Genomic DNA, 17,784 nt, shown 5'->3' on the forward strand with positions numbered 1-17,784 from the left:
CGGAGACTGCACCGGCCCGAAACGGGCCGGCGAATTCAGCAATGTCATTTTGATCGGAGACTCAGATGGCTTCACCTGAAACGGCAGTGATGAAAAAAACCGCCTCGGCGGCAGCGCATGGAAAAGCACCGCTTTCGTCCGAGGAACTCCGCCTGATGGATGCCTACTGGCGGGCATCGAACTATCTGTCGGTCGGACAAATCTATCTGCTCGACAATCCCTTGCTCAAAAAGCCTCTGGCGCGCGCGCATATCAAGCCGCGGTTGCTCGGCCATTGGGGAACGTCTCCCGGCCTGAACATGCTTTACGTGCACCTCAATCGGGTGATCAAGCGCGACAATCTCAACATGATCTATGTGATCGGCCCTGGCCACGGCGGACCGTCCCTCGTTGCGCATGCCTATCTGGAGGGAACCTACAGCGAATTCTACCCGAATATTGCCCAGGACGAAGAAGGCATGAAAAGGCTGTTCAAACAGTTCAGCTTTCCAGGCGGCATCCCGAGCCACGTCGCTCCGGAAACACCGGGGAGCATCCATGAAGGTGGTGAACTCGGTTATGCGCTCAGCCATGCCTATGGTGCAGCCTTCGACAATCCCGATCTGATCGTCGCCTGCGTCGTCGGTGACGGCGAGGCCGAAACCGGCCCTCTTGCCACCGGATGGCATGGCAACAAATTCCTCAATCCGGCCCGCGACGGATGTGTTCTGCCGATCCTGCACCTCAATGGCTACAAGATCGCCAATCCCTGCTTCCTTGCGCGTATTCCCAAGGAAGAATTGATGAAATTCTTCGAGGGCATGGGGTATGCACCCCTCTTCGTGGAGGGCCATGAGCCCGATCAGGTACAGCAGCAGCTTGCCGAAGCCATGGATACTGCCGTCGCGACGATCAAGAAGATCTGGGCAGAAGCGCGGGATAAGAAGATTGTCCGCCGTCCGGCGTGGCCGATGATCGTTTTCCGCACACCGAAGGGCTGGACCTGCCCTTCCGAAATCGACGGCAAGAAATGCGAAGACTACTGGCGCTCCCACCAGGTCCCGATGGGCGACATGGACAAGCCGGAGCATATCAAGGTGCTTCAGCACTGGATGAAGAGCTATAGACCCGAAGAGCTTTTCGATGACGAAGGCAGGCTGCGAGCTGAATTGGCCTCGCTGGCGCCGGCAGGACATAGACGGATGAGCGACAATCCGCACGCCAACGGCGGCCTGTTGCTTCGCGACCTCAAGATGCCGGATTTCCGCGATTATGCCGTCTCGGTGCCCAAACCCGGATCGGTGACCGCGGAATCCGCTCGTGTCATGGGCAAGTTCCTGCGCGATGTGATGAAGCTCAATCTTAACAGCAAGAACTTCCGGCTGTTCAGCCCTGACGAGAACAATTCCAATCGCTGGCAGGACGTGCTGGAAGTGACGGATCGCTGCTACATGGCCGAGATTTATCCAGAGGACGATCACCTGTCGCCCGACGGACGCATCATGGAGGTGCTAAGCGAGCATCAATGCCAGGGCTGGCTCGAAGGCTATCTGTTGACGGGGCGGCATGGCTTCTTCTCCTGCTACGAAGCCTTCATTCACATCATCGACTCGATGTTCAACCAGCACGCCAAATGGCTGAAAGTGTGCAACCACATTCCCTGGAGACGGCCGGTCGCATCGCTCAATTATTTCCTGAGTTCGCATGTGTGGAGGCAGGATCATAACGGCTTCTCTCACCAGGATCCGGGTTTCATCGACCACGTGATCAACAAGAAGGCGGAGGTCATCCGGGTCTATCTACCGCCGGATGCCAATACGCTCCTGTCCGTTACCGATCATTGCCTGCGCAGCCGCAACTATGTGAACGTCGTTGTCGCAGGCAAGCAGCCGGCACCGCAATGGCTGACGATGGATGAGGCGATCAAACATTGCGCCGAAGGTCTGGGCATCTGGGAATGGGCAAGCAATGATCGCGGCTCGGAACCGGATGTGGTTATGGCCTGCTGCGGCGATGTGCCGACCCTGGAGACGCTCGCCGCTGTGCAGCTGATCCGTGAGCACCTTCCTGACTTGAAGGTGCGCGTCATCAATGTCGTCAATCTGATGAAGCTCCAGCCCTCGAGCGAACATCCCCACGGGCTTTCGGATCCCGACTTCGATGCGCTCTTCACGAAGGACAAACCGATCATCTTCGCATTCCATGGATATCCCTGGTTGATCCACCGGCTGACCTACCGGCGAACCAACCACAAAAATCTGCATGTCCGGGGATACAAGGAAGAGGGAACGACCACGACCCCATTCGACATGGTCGTTCTGAACCAGCTCGATCGCTTTCATCTCGTTGAGGATGTCATCGATCGGTTGCCACAGCTCGGAGCCCGTGCGGCCTATTTCAAGCAGGCAATCCGCGGCAGGCTGATCGAGCACCGGCAATATATCGAGGCGCATGGCGATGACATGCCACAGATCAGCGGCTGGACATGGGGCGTTAAGAGCACGGGAAAAGTGAAGGCAGCGACCTCCACTGAGGGAGACAATGCCTAGACGACACGTTGCGCACAAATCATGCCGGCAGGCGTCCTATCAGAGGCGCCTCCGGATGCTCGACGAAACCATCTGACTTCTTCGGTTTGCCTATGATGTCGGAACTGCTGTCCATCGATCCCGAACTGAACCGGATGCCGACGGATGAAGATCTCGGCCGCCTTCAGTTCACGACGTTGCTCTACTATCTGCAATGCACGAATCCGGATAACGGATTGGTGCGCGACAAGACGCAGGCCGGCGCCCCGGCAAGCATCGCGGCTGTAGGTATGGCGCTTGCCACCATTCCCGTCGTCGTGGAACGCGGTATCGTCATTCGTGAGTTTGCCGCCAAGATCGCCCGGCGGCGACTGGAATTCCTGATCTCCTGCCATCAAGGGCCGGAACCGGACGCATCAGTTTACAAGGGCTTCTTCTACCATTTCCTGGACATCGAAACGGGACGGCGGGTCTGGCAGTGCGAATTGTCGACGATCGATTCTGCCTTTCTCTTTGCCGGCGCTTTGACCGTCGCGGCATATTTCGATGCGGACACCGAGGACGAGGCGAAGGTACGCGCACTTGCCATGTCGCTCTACGAGCGCGTGGACTGGAACTGGGCGCGCGACAACGGCGCCACGCTTACCCACGGCTGGCGACCGGAAAACGGCTTCATTCCCTATCGTTGGCGCGGCTATGACGAAGGCCTGCTTCTTTACATTCTTGGTCTGGGCTCACCGAGCCACCCGCTGCCTCCGGAAAGCTTCAAAGCGTATACAGAGAGCTACGAATGGCGGAATATCTTTGGTCGCGAACTACTTTATTCCGGGCCGCTCTTTACACACCAGCTCTCGCATATGTGGATCGATTTCCGTGAAATTCGCGACGAATTCATGCGCGAGCATGACAGCGACTATTTTCGCAACAGCCGCCACGCCACTTTCGTTCAGCAGGAATACGCAATCCGCAATCCGCTGAACTTCAAAGGCTACGGCGAATATTGCTGGGGTTTCACGGCAAGTGACGGGCCGGGTTGGACGAAGCGGACTGTCGACGGGATCGACAGGGAATTCTTCGACTATGTTGCGCGTGGCGCACCTTATGGGCCGGATGACGGAACCGTATCTCCCTGGGCCGTGGTCGCCTCACTGCCATTCGCTCCGGAAATCGTCATCCCGACGGTACGAAATTTCGCTCGAATGCAGCTTGGCATGACGCGCCTTTATGGCTTCAGGCCATCGTTCAACCAGACCTTTTCGATGGAAGACAGGAACGAAGGGTGGTGGGTCAGCCCCTACCATTTCGGGATCGACCAAGGCCCCGTCGTCCTGATGATCGAAAACTATCGAACCGGCTTGCTGTGGAACATTATGCGTCGATGCGAGCCGGTGGTCGTCGGACTAAGACGAGCAGGGTTCTCAGGCGGCTGGTTGTGACGGCCGTACAGTCGCCCGAGCTTCCCGACGCGCAACGGACTTGCCGTGAACGACAGGTCTAGGGCGGCTCAGGTCTTCAACTGCGTTGCAGTCAGGCCTTCTGTTTTTGATCGGTCCACGTCCAGGAGCCGTCAGAACCATATTCGAGAACTGCATCGTAGGCCGAGCGCGGCGCACCCGGCTCGGCGAAGTTGACGCACGCGATCCTTCTTTCAGCCAAGAGCCCGAGGATTGCGAGCAGAAGCTCGTGACCGAAAATGGTATCGGCCTTTTCCAGAACAATGTGTGACGGAGCGGCTATGATTGCGCTTGCAAGTATGACGAGTTGCTGTTCGCGCGGTGACAGCAATGTGGACCAGTCCTGCTCGCTATCCAGGTCGCTGAGTGTCAAATCGTGTGCAAGGCCGAGATCTCTCAGCAAAGCCAGGATTTGCTCATCCGTTGTCTCGATCGAGCGCTTCGGTGGCGCAAGAATCTGGCGGAGAGTTCCCGGACCCGCACAGGCCCGCTGGCCGAGAAACCGCACATGCTGACGAGGTGGGCTGACGATGCGCCCAGTCCCCGGTGTACCCAGTCCTGCCGTGGCCCGAAACAAAGCAGCGCCCGCAGCATCGTCTTCTCCGGCGACGATCACTCGTGTATCGGGCGGGATGACAAGGGACAAATCCTTCACCAGTACCGTTCCTGTCCGCGACGTCAGCGTCAGGCGTTCATAGCCAAGGTTCCCTTCAGCCTCGATGAGTTCGACACTGTGATCGGACTGGCGGCGGGTCTCCTCGACCGCTTCCAAAAAGGAACTGATACGCGCGACGACGGTCGCGAAGTTCGAGATCGAGTTGAATTGTGCGACAATAAACGAGAATGCACCGACAAGCATGGCAAATGCTGCCGCCGACTGCGTGATGACGCCAAATTCCATGTCACCGCGCATGAAGGCAGGTGCGATAATGACGACCGGAATGATCTGTATCATCCAGTTGTAGCCGGTGGCGAAGAAGCCGACATTGCGATTGATGCCAATGATCCGCCTGAAGTTAGTGGCAAGGCTATCAAACTGCCTCAGCAGCCGATCTGCGTGGCGTTGCTGGGAGCCCTCGATCATGATCGATTCTGCGTTTTCCCGGACTTGGATCAGCCCGGACCGGAAGGCGGCTTCACTGTCGAGCTGACTATAGTTCAACTGGATCAAGGGCCGTCCCAACACAATCGTCATAAACGATCCGCAAGCCGCGTAGATAACAGCCGTGAAGAAAAGAAGCGGACTGATCAGCCACAAGACGCTCGAAAAGGTGAAGACCGTCAGCACGCTGCTGAGCAGCATGAGCAGGAAGGAGAGCGTCGTCGTCGTAAACGCTTTGATATCCTCCGCAATCCGCTGATCAGGATAGGAGACTTTGCCCTGAATGCCGAGCCGGTAGAAAGTACCGTCGGCCATATAAACGCCGACCGCACGACGGGTGAGGTATTGTCGCCAAAGCAAGGCCAGTCGCTCTTCGGCGAAGCGGGCAAACACCGACGCGATCGTCGAAGCAGCAAAAGCACCAGTGTAGAGGATAGCCTGGCGAACAAATTCGGCAGTCTGCCGTTCCGCGATCGCAGTCATGAAGTGCCGGCCGACGAAACTGTTGACGACATTCAAAGCACTGATACTGCCAAAAAGAACAATCAGAGAGACGAGAAGGAACCGGGCGCTCCCGGCGACATCGGATGTCATGAACAATTTGATCGCGCGGACGAACCGTGTTGCCGTCACCCTGAGCGGAATTTGCTGCTGGCCCATGCTCGTCTCCCCCGCTTGCCCCTGGAACGAATTATAGCGTGAAATGCAGGCGACGGAGAGACGTCAGGATGGCGCGCGCGGGCGACCAATCCAGCGACATGTTACGCGCTGCATCTATTTGCTATTTCGCGTCTCAAGCAGATCGCGCCGACGTTCAACCCACCATGCCGCTTGATGTCCGCGCTCCAGCGACGGCACAGCTCAATATGAATTGGCGTGTGAACAAATCTCTTGCGAATGATTTCCATTGGTTCACTCTGTCGTTGATTCTTGAAACCGGCCAATCGATGGCTTGATCAATTTTTCGTAATTTATTTCAGTTGATTAGTTCATTTTGTGAACTTATTGTCAGTGTGAGATCACGGGCGACAGGATCAGGATTTTTATGTTCAATTCATCGCAGCGCGAGCTTCTGCGGGTCATAAGTGAGTCCGGTCCCCTCAGCCGGACCGATCTTGCCTCTGCGATCGGGCTCAGCAAAGCGGCGATGAGCGGCATTGCCCGCGAGCTCATTGATCGCGGCGTTCTGCACGAGACGGAAACCGTCTACGGTCAGGGCCGGCCCTCCGTGCTGCTCGACCTGAAACCGGAATGCGCGTTCTTCATCGGCATTTCGCTTCTGGAAGATCCGGCCCCGATGATCCTCAGCGATCTTAACGGCAACATTATCGCCCGTCAGCAGCTGCCCTACTCCCGGGATCCCAAGGTCATTGCCAACGCGATCGCCTATGGCTTGCCGGAAATCCTCAGGGCCCATCCTCAGGCAAGCTCGAAACTGGCCGGCATCGGTGTGGCGCTATCGGGCTTCGTCGATGAAAGGCAGGCAACCTGCGTACAGTCGACCCTGCTCGGCTGGCAGGATGTGCCGCTTGCCGAAATCATCCGCCACGCAAGCGGCGTCGATACCTTTATCGAGAACGATGCCAAGGCGGTTGCCGTCAGCGAAAAGCTCTTCGGCATTGCTCGCGACACCCCGAATTTCTCGGTCGTGTCGCTCGGAGACGGCATCGGCTGCGCCCACGTCATCGACGGCAGGCTTTATCGCGGCAATCATGGCGGTGCGGGCGAAATCGCTCATGCGACGATCGAGCCCGGCGGCGCCCCCTGCCGCTGCGGCAAGCGCGGCTGCCTGGATACGATCGCCTCCATGAAGGCGATCAAGGAGATGGCGCGGGCCGCCGGCCTGAAATGCACGTCGCTATCCGATCTGGAAGCGGAAGCCTCGCTTGGCACAGCCGAGGCGATCTCCATCATCCACAAAGCCGGGGCAGCCCTCGGCCTTGCTATCTCGCACCTGATCCAGATGAACGACCCGGGCATGATCCTGGTGACCCATGTCGATGGCTCGTTCGACGGCCTGTTCGGCACGGTCGTGCAGCAGGCGATCGAAGCCAATGTTCTTCCGCGTTATGCAGGTCAGACCCCGATCCGCACCCGTCGCGTGGATAGCGACGTCTGGTCGCGCGGCGCAGCCAGCATTGCCGCTCACAATTTTCTGATTGGTCCCAATATAAGCTGAGGTTTCCCATGCGCATCGCTGTCGGTGGCATTCACATCGAATGCAGCACGTACAACCCCGTCCTGAACCAAGAGGCAGACTTCCGGGTGGTACGCGGCGAGGACCTGCTGGCAGCCCCCTATTTTGCCTTTCTAAAGGATTACGAGGCTGAATTCCTGCCGACGATCCATGCCCGCGCCATTGCCGGCGGCCCTGTCGCCCGTCACACCTACGAAGCCTTCAAGGCTGAATTCCTGGAGCGCTTGAAGCCGCTCCTGCCGCTCGACGGACTCTATCTGGCAATGCATGGCGCCATGTATGTCGAAGGCATGGAAGATGCGGAAGGCGACTGGATCAGCGCAGCCCGTGCGCTCGTTGGCGATGATTGTACGGTCTCGGCAAGCTACGACCTGCATGGCAATGTTACCCAGCGCATCATCGACGCGCTCGACATGTATTCCACCTACCGCACTGCGCCGCATATCGATGTCGAAGAAACGATGCGCCGCTCTGTCTCCATGCTGGTGAAGAGCCTGAAGTCGGGGGAAAAACCCACCCTGCTCTGGGCGCCGATCCCGGTCGTCCTGCCGGGTGAACGCACCAGCACCGTCGATGAACCGGCAAAGAGCCTTTATGCCGAACTGCCCGGCATCGATGCGCTCGACGGCGTCTGGGATGCCTCGCTGATGGTCGGCTATGTCTGGGCCGACGAGCCGCGGGCCACGGCTGCCGCCATCATGACCGGCACGGACCGCGCGATACTGGAGCGCGAGGCAAAACGTCTGGCAAAGGCTTATTGGGATGTGCGCGAAGAATTCGTCTTCGGCTGCGAAACCGGTTCGGCCGAGGAATGCGTCGCCAAGGCGATCACCAGCCCGACCGGCCCCGTCGTGCTCGCCGAATCCGGGGACAATCCGACCGGCGGCGGCGTCGGCGACCGAGCGGACGTACTGGCCGAACTGGTCGCAAGAGGCGCCACCGGTGTGGTTTTTGCCGGCATCGCCGACAAGACTGCAACGGAGAGATGTTATGCGGCAGGGATCGGCACGACGCTGGAGCTGACTGTCGGCGCTTCGCTCGATGCCAAAGACAGCAAGCCGGTGACGGGACAGTTCACGGTGAAGTTCCTGCACGAGACCACCGACGCTACCGACCGCCAGGCTGTCGTCTCCATCGGCGGCATCGATCTGGTCCTCTCCGCCAAGCGCCGCCCCTACCACAATATCGTCGATTTCACCCGCCTCGGGCTCGAGCCGCGCACGGCAAGCATCGTTGTCGTCAAGTCAGGCTACCTGTCGCCGGAAATCGCGCCGATTGCCAATCCGAGCCTCATGGCATTGTCCCCCGGCGTCGTCGATCAGTTCGTCGAGCGACTTCCGCGCCTGCGCAAAGCGCACCCGACCTATCCTTTCGACAAGGATTTCAGCTTCGACCCGCAGGCCTTCCTTTCCGCGCGCTCCATGAACCGCTGAACCACGACAAGCGAACCAATTGATTTTTGGTATCGGGGCTTGCTCAGCATCCAGCACGCAGGAAAACGTGCATCCACTCCTTATGTCTGTTCTAAATCTGCGCGATGCGATCAAAAAACGTGCAGGTATTTATCTGCACAAAAAAGCGCTTGACGATGCAATGGATTTGGTTTGCATTGAACCAATATCAAATTGGTTCAGACAGCCATGGACGAAGCACAAGGCAATTCGAACTATGCGCTGGAGAAGCTGAGGGCTCTCCTGCAGTCGGATAGTCTCGATGCCGATGGCAAGCTGCCAACCGAACGTACGCTCTCCGAAATCCTCGGGGTCAGCCGCCGCTCCATCCGCCGTGCACTGGAAGTACTGGAAGCCGAAGGCCGCATCTGGCGCCGGCAAGGCTCCGGCACCTTTGCCGGCAAGCGGCCGGATGGCTGGAGCAACCATGTCGATTCCATCATCGCCGACACCGATCTCATGGAGATCATGGAAGTGCGCTTGCGCGTCGAGCCGCAGCTCGCGCAGCTTGCCGCCATACGCGCCAAGGCAGCCGATATGGAGCGCATGTATGATCTGGTGAAAAAGATCTACGAAAGCACGGATGCCGACGGCCGCGAACTCTGGGACGGCGCGCTGCATCGCCAGATTGCCCAATGCGCCGGCAACTCATTCTTTCTCACGATCTTCGACGTCATCAACCGCGTGCGCCAGGACGAAGCCTGGCAGGCGATCCGCGAGCGCGCCCGCAGCGCCAGCCGGACGCGCGAAGTCACCCATGGCCAGCACACGGCCATCGTCGACGCTATCGCCGCGCGTGACCCAGGAAAGGCCGGCGAAGCCATGCGCCAACACCTGCTGACGCTGCAGGAAAGCCTCGTCCGCATCACCTCTCTCGACCATGGCGAATTGGTGGCCGAGAAGGAGCCCAGCTGAGCGGAGAAATCGGCACGGCAGAGATAACCGCCGGCTCGACACGACAGACGTGAAACAAAAAACATAAAAGAGGAGAATGGAATGAAACTCGCCAAATTGCTGACGACCGCCGCAGCAGCAGCGCTTTTTGCGCTTCCCGCTTTCGCGGTCGAACTGAAGATCGGCCTCCAGGACGACGCCGACGTGCTCGATCCCGCACAGTCGCGCACCTTCGTCGGTCGCATCGTCTATACCGCGATGTGCGACAAGCTCGTTGACGTCTCGCCGGACTTGAAGATCGTGCCGCAGCTCGCAACCGAATGGAACTGGTCGGCTGACGGCAAGGAGCTCACAATGAAGCTCCGCCAGGGCGTGAAGTTCCAGGACGAAACGCCCTTTAACGCCGAAGCCGTCGTCGCCACCATCGAGCGCAACATGACCCTGCCGGAATCGCGTCGCAAGAGCGAGTTGAGCTCCGTGCAGAAGGTCGAGGCGTCAGGCGAATATGAAGTCAAGTTCACGCTGAAGAGCCCAGATGTCACCTTGCTCGCCCAGCTTTCTGACCGCGCGGGCATGATCGTCTCGCCGAAGGCTGCAAAGGAACTCGGCGCGAAGTTCGGCGACCATCCTGTTTGCGCCGGCCCGTTCAAATTTGTCGAACGTATCCAACAGGACCGTATCGTGCTCGAGAAGTTCCAGGACTACTGGAACAAGGACAATGTCTTCATCGACAAGCTGACCTACCTGCCGATCCCGGATTCGACCGTACGCCTGGCCAACCTGCGCTCGGGCGATCTCGACATGATCGAACGCCTGGCCGCCACCGATGCCGAGACGGTCAAGAGCGACGCGAACCTCGTTTACAAGGATGTTGTCAACACCGGCTGGCTCGGCATCTATGCCAATGTCGGCAATGGCGCGCGTGCAGACAATCCGATCGGCAAGGACAAGCGCCTGCGCCAGGCCTTCTCGCTGGCAATCGATCGTGAAGCCGCCATGCAGATCGTTTTCGAAGGCACGGGCGTTGCCGGTAACCAGCCTTTCCCGCCGAGCAGCCCCTGGTTCGACAAGGATGTCCCGGTACCCGCTCGTGACGTCGAAAAGGCGAAGGCCCTTGTCAAGGCTGCAGGCTTCGACCGTGTGCCGGTCGAAATGCAGGTTCCGAACAGCCCGGTCACGATGCAGATGATGCAGATCATCCAGTCGATGGTTGCCGAAGCCGGTTTCGATGTCAGCCTGAAAGCGACGGAATTTGCGACCCTGCTCAATGAGCAGACCGCCGGCAACTACCAGCTCAGCCGCTCGGACTGGTCCGGCCGCGTCGATCCGGATGGCAATATCCAGCAGTTCGTCACCTGCGGCGCGGGCCTGAACGACAGCAAATATTGCAACGCTGACGTCGACAAGCTTCTGACCGAAGCGCGCCAGTCCACGGATGACTCCGTGCGCAAGCAGAAATACGATGCCGCGACCGCAATCCTCAACGACGATTTGCCGATCATCTTCATTGGCCACCAGTCCTGGATCTGGGCGCTGCACAAAAACATCACCGGCTTCGTTGCTTCTCCCGACGGCATGATCCGCCTCGTCGGCGTGAAGAAGGAAGGCTGACAGCCACACGCGTCAGGTACGCGGCGCCCCTCGCCGCGTACCGCTGATGGTATCGGAGCGCCTATGTACAGGTTCATCGCCAAGCGGCTGCTGGTCGCCATTCCAACTTTGCTGATCATTTCGGTCTTCGTCTTCTCCCTGCAGAAACTTCTGCCGGGCGACCCGGTTCTGGCCATGGCTGGCGAAGAGCGCGATCCGCAGGTGCTGGAATTCCTGCGGGAAAAATATCATCTCAACGACCCTGTTCCCTATCAGTATTTCTACTGGCTGGGCTCCGCGCTTCAGGGCGATCTCGGCATATCGCTGCGTACCAACCAGCCGGTTCTCGAGCTCGTGGCCGAGAAACTGCCGGTCACCATTCAGCTCGCGATCATGTCGATGATCTTCGCATTCGTGATCGGCGTGCCGATGGGCATTCTGGCCGCCGTCAAGAAGAACACCATCATCGATTATCTCGCCAACATCATCGCTCTCTCAGGCCTGTCGATCCCCAATTTCTGGCTCGGCATCATGCTGATCCTGCTGATCTCGGTGAACCTCGGCTGGCTTCCGGCTTCGGGCTACGAGCCCTTCTTCTCCAACCCGCTGCGCTCGATCGAAACCATGATCATGCCCTCCTTCGTGCTCGGCAATGCGCTCGCCGCCACCTTGATGCGCCACACCCGTTCGGCCATGCTGAGCGTCCTGAGTGCTGATTATATCCGCACGGCACGCGCCAAGGGGCTGTCGGAGAGTTCGGTGGTGCTGGAGCATAGTTTTCGCAATGCCGTATTGCCGATCGTAACGCTCAGCGCCCTGCTATTCGGCGAGTTGCTCGCTGGTGCGGTTCTGACCGAGCAGATCTTCACCATTCCCGGTTTCGGCAAGCTTATTGTCGATGCCGTCTTCAATCGCGATTACGCCGTCGTCCAGGGCGTCGTCATCTGCACGGCGATCGGCTTCATTCTGATGAACCTCGTCGCTGACATCCTCTACGTTCTCCTCAATCCGCGCATGAGGGCTTCGCTATGACCGCCATCGATCAAGTCGCGGCCACACCCGTTGTCTCGACCGAGCAACGCTCGCCAAGCCGCGCCTGGCGCAAGCTCAAGGCCAACAAGGGCGCGCTCGTCGGCCTCGCCATCATCGCCTTCTTCGCAATCCTTGCCATCATCGCGCCACTCCTGCCGCTTCCCGACCCGAATGCGACAAGCTGGTCGACAATCCGCAAGGCCCCGTCAGCCGCCCACTGGCTCGGCACGGATGACATCGGTCGCGACATCCTCTCCCGAATGATCTGGGGCGCTCAGGCCTCGTTGATGGCGGGCGTCTTTTCCGTAGCGATTGCCGTCCTCATCGGCGTACCCTTTGGCCTGATCTCAGGCTATTTCGGCGGCTGGATCGACATGATCATCTCCCGCATCACCGAGGCCTTTCTGGCAATGCCTTTCCTGATCACCGCGATTGCGCTCGCGGCCTTTCTCGGCCCGAGCCTGAGCAATGCTATGATCGCGATCGGCCTTTCGGCCATGCCGATCTTCGTACGCTTGACGCGCGGGCAGGTGCTGGCAGTCAAGACCGAGGAATATATCGAAGGTGCGCGGTCCATCGGTCTGCGTCACTCCAGCATCATCACCCGCTACATCCTGCCAAATGTCTTCGCGCCGATCCTCGTACAGGCGACGTTGACGATCGCAACCGCGATCATCGCCGAAGCCAGTCTCTCCTTCCTCGGCCTCGGCCAGCAGCCACCGGCACCAAGCTGGGGCTCGATGCTGAACGTTGCCAAGAACTTCCTGAGCCAGGCACCGTGGATGGCGATGTGGCCAGGCATTGCCATCTTCCTCGTCGTTATCGGTTTCAATCTCTTGGGCGACGGCCTGCGCGATGCGCTCGATCCGCGCGAAGCATGACCTCTCGAAAGGACATATGAAATGACCGTATTCACGACCCGCCCCGAAATTCTGGGCACATTCGGCGTCGTTACCTCAACGCACTGGATCGCTTCCGCCGTTGGCATGAGCATCCTGGAAAAGGGCGGCAACGCCTTCGATGCGGCGGTTGCTACCGGCTTCACATTGCAGATCCTGGAGCCGCATCTCGTCGGCCCGGGCGGCGACATGCCGGCGATCATCTATTCCAAGAAAAAGGACAGGGTCGAGGTTATCTGTGCCCAAGGCCCTGCGCCCGCCGGCGCCACTATCGAACACTATACGTCCGAGGGCCTGAAACTGATCCCAGGCGACGGCCTGCTGGCAACTGTCATTCCCGGCTCCTTCGATGGCTGGATGCTGATGCTACGCGATTACGGCCGGCTGAGCGTGCGTGACGTTCTGGAACCGGCGATCTATTACGCCGAAAACGGCCATCCGCTGCTGCCGCGCGTCTCCGCAACCATCAAGGGTCTTGCCGAATTCTTTGAAAAGGAATGGCCGACCTCCTACGAAACCTGGGTACCCGGAGGGTCCGTTCCCGAACCCAATTCCAACTTCAAGAACCCGGTTCTGGCCGAGACCTGGAAGCGCATCATTTCCGAGGCCGAAGCCAAGCAGGGTCGCGAGGCCCAGATTGAAGCCGCCCGCGACGCCTTCTACCGCGGTTTCGTCGCCGAAAAGATCGCAAACTACTTGAAGACCGCCGAAGTGATGGATGCGAGCGGCAACAGCCACAAGGCGGTGCTGACGGCCGACGACATGGCGAATTGGTCGGCAACGATCGAAGAACCGCAGACCTACGACTATCACGGCTGGACGGTTGCCAAGATCGGCCCCTGGGGCCAGGGTCCGGTCTTCCTGCAGACCCTGTCGATCCTCAAGGGCATGGACATCGCCGCAATGGCGCCTGATGGAGCCGACTTCGTCCATACCGTGACCGAAGCCATGAAACTCGCCTTCGCCGATCGAGAGATCTACTATGGTGATCCCAAATTCGCCGAGGTGCCGGTCGATCAGCTTCTGTCTGACACCTACGCCGCCACCCGCCGCAAACTCATCACAGACGAGGCCTCCTTCGACCTGCGTCCCGGGAAGCTGCCCGGCTTCGAGCAGCAATACGATGTGACGATGGACATGCTCGGCGCCGATTCCAAGACCGGGGCCGTCTACGAGCCGACCATGGCGCACCTGAGGGAAAAGCGCGGCGACACTGTTCATATCGACGTCATCGACCGCGAAGGCAACATGGTGTCTGTCACGCCCTCGGGCGGTTGGCTGCAGTCCTCGCCGATCATCCCGGGTCTTGGTTTCTGCCTGAATTCGCGCGCCCAGATGTTCTGGCTGAAGCCCGGCCTGCCGACCTCCCTTGCTCCCGGCAAACGCCCGCGCACGACACTGACGCCCTCACTTGCCCTCTACGAAGGCCGGCCGACACTCGCCTTCGGCACCCCCGGCGGCGACCAGCAGGAACAGTGGCAGCTTTCCTTCTTCCTGCGTTATGTGCACCACAAGATGAACCTGCAGGCGGCGATCGACCAGCCGCTCTTCCACACCTCGCATTTCCCTGGTTCCTTCTATCCGCGCACACGTGAGCCGGGCGGTCTGATGGTGGAAGGCAATTTCAGCGCCGATGTGCTCGAGAACCTGCGCGCCCGCGGCCACGCGCTCACTGTCTCCGACCCCTGGAGTATCGGCCGCCTGACCGCCGCGCGCCGCGATGCAGATGGACTGCTGCGTGCAGCTGCAACGCCACGCCTCATGCAGGCCTATGCGATCGGGAGATAGGCATGACATGGTCCATCGTCGCCCGTGATCCCGGCACAGGCTATCTCGGCATTGCCGTCGCCACCCGCTTCTTTGCGGTCGGCGGCTTGGTGCCGCATATCCGCGGCGCTATCGGCGCGGTCGCCACCCAGGCCTTCGTCAGCCCGCTCTACGGCACCGACGGGCTTGCCATGCTTGCCGAGGGCAAGGCGCCGGATGAGATCATCGCCGAACTGACCGGCCGTGACGCCGGCCACGATCAGCGCCAGCTTCATCTGATCGATGCCCAGGGCCGTAACGCGGCCTTCACCGGCGCCAAATGCATCGATTGGGCCGGTCACCTGGTCGACGATAGTGTTTCCGTCGCCGGCAATATGCTGGCAGGTCCTCAAGTCGTCGCCGAGACGCTTGCGACCTACAAGAAGGCAATGGACAAGCCTTTCATCGAGCGCCTGCTGGAATCCATGCAGGCCGGCGAGGATGCCGGTGGCGACAAGCGTGGCAAACAGTCTGCCGCCCTCCTCGTCCACCGTGATCAGGATTATCCCTGGCTCAGCATCAGGGCAGACGATCATCCCGATCCGCTCGCGGAATTGCGCCGGCTCCATGCAGTAGCGCAGGAACGCTACATGCACGTCGCCGAGACGATGGCGACGAAGGCCAATCCCAATGGAATGATCGACAGGCGCGAGATCGATGAAAAGATCGCGGCGCTGGAAGCCGCGCGCATTGCGGAAGGACGACCGTCCGCCTCACTTGCCACGCCTTTGAAGATTTGAAGCCTCTCCGGCAAAGAACCTGCCTCCGGCACAAAAAGAACACGGGAACGATATGAGTGATCAGCCTGCAGCATCCGTCTCTCCGGTCCTTTCCGTCCGGAACCTGACAACATCCTTTCTCTCCGATGGCGAATGGAGATCGGTTGTTCGTAATGTCTCCTTCGATGTCATGCCGGGGGAAACGGTCGCCATCGTCGGAGAGAGCGGTTCCGGCAAAAGTGTCACCTCGCTTTCCATCATGCGCCTGCTCGCCAAGGGCTCAAGCCGCGTCGAAGGCAGCATCACGTTGACCGGCCGCGATGTCCTCTCCCTCTCTGATCGGGAGATGCGGGCCGTGCGCGGCAAGGATGCCGCGATGATCTTTCAGGAGCCGATGACCAGCCTGAACCCGATCTTCACCATCGGCCGGCAGATTTCCGAAGCGCTGACATGCCATGGCGATATCAGCAAGGCCGACGCGCGCGCCGAAACAATCCGCCTTCTCGAGAAGGTACGCATTCCCAATGCTGCATCCCGTTTCGACGAATATCCTCACCAGTTTTCAGGTGGCATGCGCCAGCGCGTCATGATCGCCATGGCGCTCGCCTCCCGGCCCAAGCTGTTGATTGCCGACGAGCCAACCACTGCGCTCGACGTCACCATTCAGGGCCAGATCCTCGATCTCATCAAAGTGCTGCAAGAAGAAGAGGGCATGTCCGTTCTCTTCATCACCCATGATATGGGTGTGGTCGCCGAGATCGCCGACCGCACCATCGTCATGTATCGCGGCGAAGCCGTCGAAACCGGCACGACGGACGATATCTTTAATCGCGGCAAACACCCCTATACGCGTGCCCTGCTCTCCGCCGTGCCGCGCCTGGGCTCGATGGATGGCCGCAAATGGCCGCTGCGTTTCCCCGTCATCGACACGATGACCGGCGAACGATGCGATCCGGTGGAAGTCGCCGAAACCGTCGATCGCCGAAAGACGCCGATCCTCGAAGTAAAGAACCTCGTCACCCGCTTCGATATTCGCGGCGGTCTCTTCGGCCGCAGAACTGGCGCCATCCATGCTGTTGAGGACGTCTCCTTCGAACTCTTTCAGGGCGAGACCCTGTCGCTCGTCGGCGAATCCGGTTGCGGCAAATCCACGACGGGCCGCTCGATCACCCGTCTGGTGCAACCAAATGCAGGCTCCGTGAGCCTTGATGGCTATGATGTCCTGAACCTCGATGCGGTCAGCCTGCGCAATATGCGCCGCAGCATCCAGATGATCTTCCAGGACCCCTTCGCAAGCCTCAATCCGCGTATGACGATTGGTGCCGCTGTCGCCGAGCCCTTCACCGAACATGGGCTTGGCAGCCGCGCCCAGGCCCGTGAAAAGGCCGCCGACCTGCTCGAACGTGTTGGCCTGAAACCTGATATGATGAAGCGCTACCCGCACGAGTTTTCAGGCGGCCAGCGCCAGCGCATCTGCATCGCTCGCGCCCTTGCCCTCGACCCGAAGGTGATCGTCGCCGACGAGAGCGTGTCGGCACTCGATGTTTCCATCAAGGCGCAGGTGTGCAATCTCCTGATGGATCTGCAGCAGAGTCTGAACCTCGCCTTCCTCTTCATCTCTCACGACATGGCGGTGGTCGAACGAGTCAGTCATCGCGTCGCGGTCATGTATCTCGGCGAGATCGTCGAGATCGGTCCGCGCGAAGAGCTCTTCCGCAATCCCCAGCATCCCTATACCAGGAAGCTGATGGCGGCTGTGCCCGTGCCGGATCCTGCTCGCCGCGGGATCCGCCGCAACCTCGGCACCGACGAATTGAAAAGCCCGGTCCGCCCTGTGGGTTATATTCCGCCCAAGCGTCAATATCGCGAGGTCGCTGCAGGCCATCTGGTGCGCCTAGAGCAAGCCGCTTGAGCTAGTCCGGGAGGTTTAGGCGACGGCCAAAGCGCGCAAGTATTGCAGGAAGTGGATAGCATCCGAGGGGGTGCGGTTAATCCATTTTGCTGCATCGCTTATATTATTTATTCCAGATATTATTTCACTGACGATTATTAACGCCAACTGCGGCCGTTTGTGATCTCTTATCCCTGCGAATCAAAAAGGTTTGATTTGCATGGGGACAGCCACCATGTTGA

At 59.5% G+C, this 17,784-nt stretch carries 13 protein-coding genes; 12 read left to right on the forward strand and 1 reads right to left on the reverse strand.

Going from position 1 to position 17,784, the window contains the following annotated elements:
• Positions 1-89: 89 nt before the first annotated feature.
• Together LVY75_31660 and LVY75_31665 are read left to right on the forward strand one after the other, a co-directional pair.
• On the forward strand, positions 90-2,528 hold the full coding sequence (locus LVY75_31660; GenBank protein ID XAZ25870.1) for a phosphoketolase family protein: 2,439 nt from the start codon (positions 90-92) through the stop codon (positions 2,526-2,528).
• Positions 2,529-2,623: 95 nt separating this feature from the next.
• On the forward strand, positions 2,624-3,943 hold the full coding sequence (locus LVY75_31665) for a hypothetical protein (protein XAZ25871.1): 1,320 nt from the start codon (positions 2,624-2,626) through the stop codon (positions 3,941-3,943).
• Positions 3,944-4,034: 91 nt separating this feature from the next.
• Here LVY75_31665 and LVY75_31670 read toward each other — a convergent pair whose 3' ends face one another.
• On the reverse strand, positions 4,035-5,723 hold the full coding sequence (locus LVY75_31670) for an ABC transporter ATP-binding protein/permease (protein ID XAZ23306.1): 1,689 nt from the start codon (positions 5,721-5,723) through the stop codon (positions 4,035-4,037).
• Positions 5,724-5,791: 68 nt separating this feature from the next.
• On the opposite strand from LVY75_31670, the gene LVY75_31675 reads away from it, so the two are divergent.
• From LVY75_31675 to LVY75_31720, 10 genes are all read left to right on the forward strand, one after another.
• Positions 5,792-6,019: a hypothetical protein gene (locus tag LVY75_31675; GenBank protein XAZ23307.1), complete on the forward strand. Its 228-nt coding sequence runs from the start codon at positions 5,792-5,794 to the stop codon at positions 6,017-6,019.
• Positions 6,020-6,108: 89 nt separating this feature from the next.
• Positions 6,109-7,242 (forward strand): ROK family transcriptional regulator, encoded by a 1,134-nt coding sequence (locus LVY75_31680; GenBank protein ID XAZ23308.1) that lies wholly within the window; start codon positions 6,109-6,111, stop codon positions 7,240-7,242.
• A gap of 8 nt (positions 7,243-7,250) precedes the next feature.
• Positions 7,251-8,693 carry a M81 family metallopeptidase gene (locus LVY75_31685; protein ID XAZ23309.1) on the forward strand — a complete coding sequence of 481 codons (1,443 nt, stop codon included), beginning with the start codon at positions 7,251-7,253 and terminating at the stop codon, positions 8,691-8,693.
• A 207-nt stretch (positions 8,694-8,900) separates the two neighbouring features.
• Complete coding sequence (locus LVY75_31690; protein XAZ23310.1) at positions 8,901-9,626, forward strand: FadR family transcriptional regulator; 726 nt, start codon at positions 8,901-8,903, stop codon at positions 9,624-9,626.
• A gap of 81 nt (positions 9,627-9,707) precedes the next feature.
• Entirely contained in the window at positions 9,708-11,216 is a 1,509-nt protein-coding gene (locus LVY75_31695) for an ABC transporter substrate-binding protein (GenBank protein ID XAZ23311.1), read from the forward strand.
• A 63-nt stretch (positions 11,217-11,279) separates the two neighbouring features.
• The gene (locus tag LVY75_31700; protein XAZ23312.1) at positions 11,280-12,227 is read left to right on the forward strand and encodes an ABC transporter permease; all 948 of its coding nucleotides are present in this window, start codon (positions 11,280-11,282) and stop codon (positions 12,225-12,227) included.
• A complete protein-coding gene (locus tag LVY75_31705; GenBank protein XAZ23313.1) occupies positions 12,224-13,108 on the forward strand; it encodes an ABC transporter permease in 885 nt (294 codons plus the stop codon). The genes LVY75_31700 and LVY75_31705 overlap by 4 nt, the downstream gene beginning before the upstream one ends.
• 21 nt (positions 13,109-13,129) lie before the next feature.
• Positions 13,130-14,914 (forward strand): gamma-glutamyltransferase family protein, encoded by a 1,785-nt coding sequence (locus tag LVY75_31710; protein ID XAZ23314.1) that lies wholly within the window; start codon positions 13,130-13,132, stop codon positions 14,912-14,914.
• A gap of 2 nt (positions 14,915-14,916) precedes the next feature.
• Positions 14,917-15,672, forward strand: coding sequence for a DUF1028 domain-containing protein (locus tag LVY75_31715; GenBank protein ID XAZ23315.1), 756 nt, complete (start codon positions 14,917-14,919; stop codon positions 15,670-15,672).
• 52 nt (positions 15,673-15,724) lie between these two features.
• Positions 15,725-17,563 carry an ABC transporter ATP-binding protein gene (locus LVY75_31720; GenBank protein XAZ23316.1) on the forward strand — a complete coding sequence of 613 codons (1,839 nt, stop codon included), beginning with the start codon at positions 15,725-15,727 and terminating at the stop codon, positions 17,561-17,563.
• The last annotated feature ends 221 nt before the right edge of the window (positions 17,564-17,784 follow it).

This window comes from Sinorhizobium sp. B11 (genome assembly GCA_039725955.1).
Classification (GTDB): domain Bacteria; phylum Pseudomonadota; class Alphaproteobacteria; order Rhizobiales; family Rhizobiaceae; genus Rhizobium.

Coding starts and splice junctions, on each gene's coding strand:
- LVY75_31660 (XAZ25870.1), top strand. CDS start 90: ATGAAAAAAACCGCCTCGGCGGCAGCGCATGGAAAAGCACCGCTTTCG.
- LVY75_31665 (XAZ25871.1), top strand. CDS start 2,624: ATGTCGGAACTGCTGTCCATCGATCCCGAACTGAACCGGATGCCGACG.
- LVY75_31670 (XAZ23306.1), bottom strand. CDS start 5,723: ATGGGCCAGCAGCAAATTCCGCTCAGGGTGACGGCAACACGGTTCGTC.
- LVY75_31675 (XAZ23307.1), top strand. CDS start 5,792: ATGGCGCGCGCGGGCGACCAATCCAGCGACATGTTACGCGCTGCATCT.
- LVY75_31680 (XAZ23308.1), top strand. CDS start 6,109: ATGTTCAATTCATCGCAGCGCGAGCTTCTGCGGGTCATAAGTGAGTCC.
- LVY75_31685 (XAZ23309.1), top strand. CDS start 7,251: ATGCGCATCGCTGTCGGTGGCATTCACATCGAATGCAGCACGTACAAC.
- LVY75_31690 (XAZ23310.1), top strand. CDS start 8,901: ATGGACGAAGCACAAGGCAATTCGAACTATGCGCTGGAGAAGCTGAGG.
- LVY75_31695 (XAZ23311.1), top strand. CDS start 9,708: ATGAAACTCGCCAAATTGCTGACGACCGCCGCAGCAGCAGCGCTTTTT.
- LVY75_31700 (XAZ23312.1), top strand. CDS start 11,280: ATGTACAGGTTCATCGCCAAGCGGCTGCTGGTCGCCATTCCAACTTTG.
- LVY75_31705 (XAZ23313.1), top strand. CDS start 12,224: ATGACCGCCATCGATCAAGTCGCGGCCACACCCGTTGTCTCGACCGAG.
- LVY75_31710 (XAZ23314.1), top strand. CDS start 13,130: ATGACCGTATTCACGACCCGCCCCGAAATTCTGGGCACATTCGGCGTC.
- LVY75_31715 (XAZ23315.1), top strand. CDS start 14,917: ATGACATGGTCCATCGTCGCCCGTGATCCCGGCACAGGCTATCTCGGC.
- LVY75_31720 (XAZ23316.1), top strand. CDS start 15,725: ATGAGTGATCAGCCTGCAGCATCCGTCTCTCCGGTCCTTTCCGTCCGG.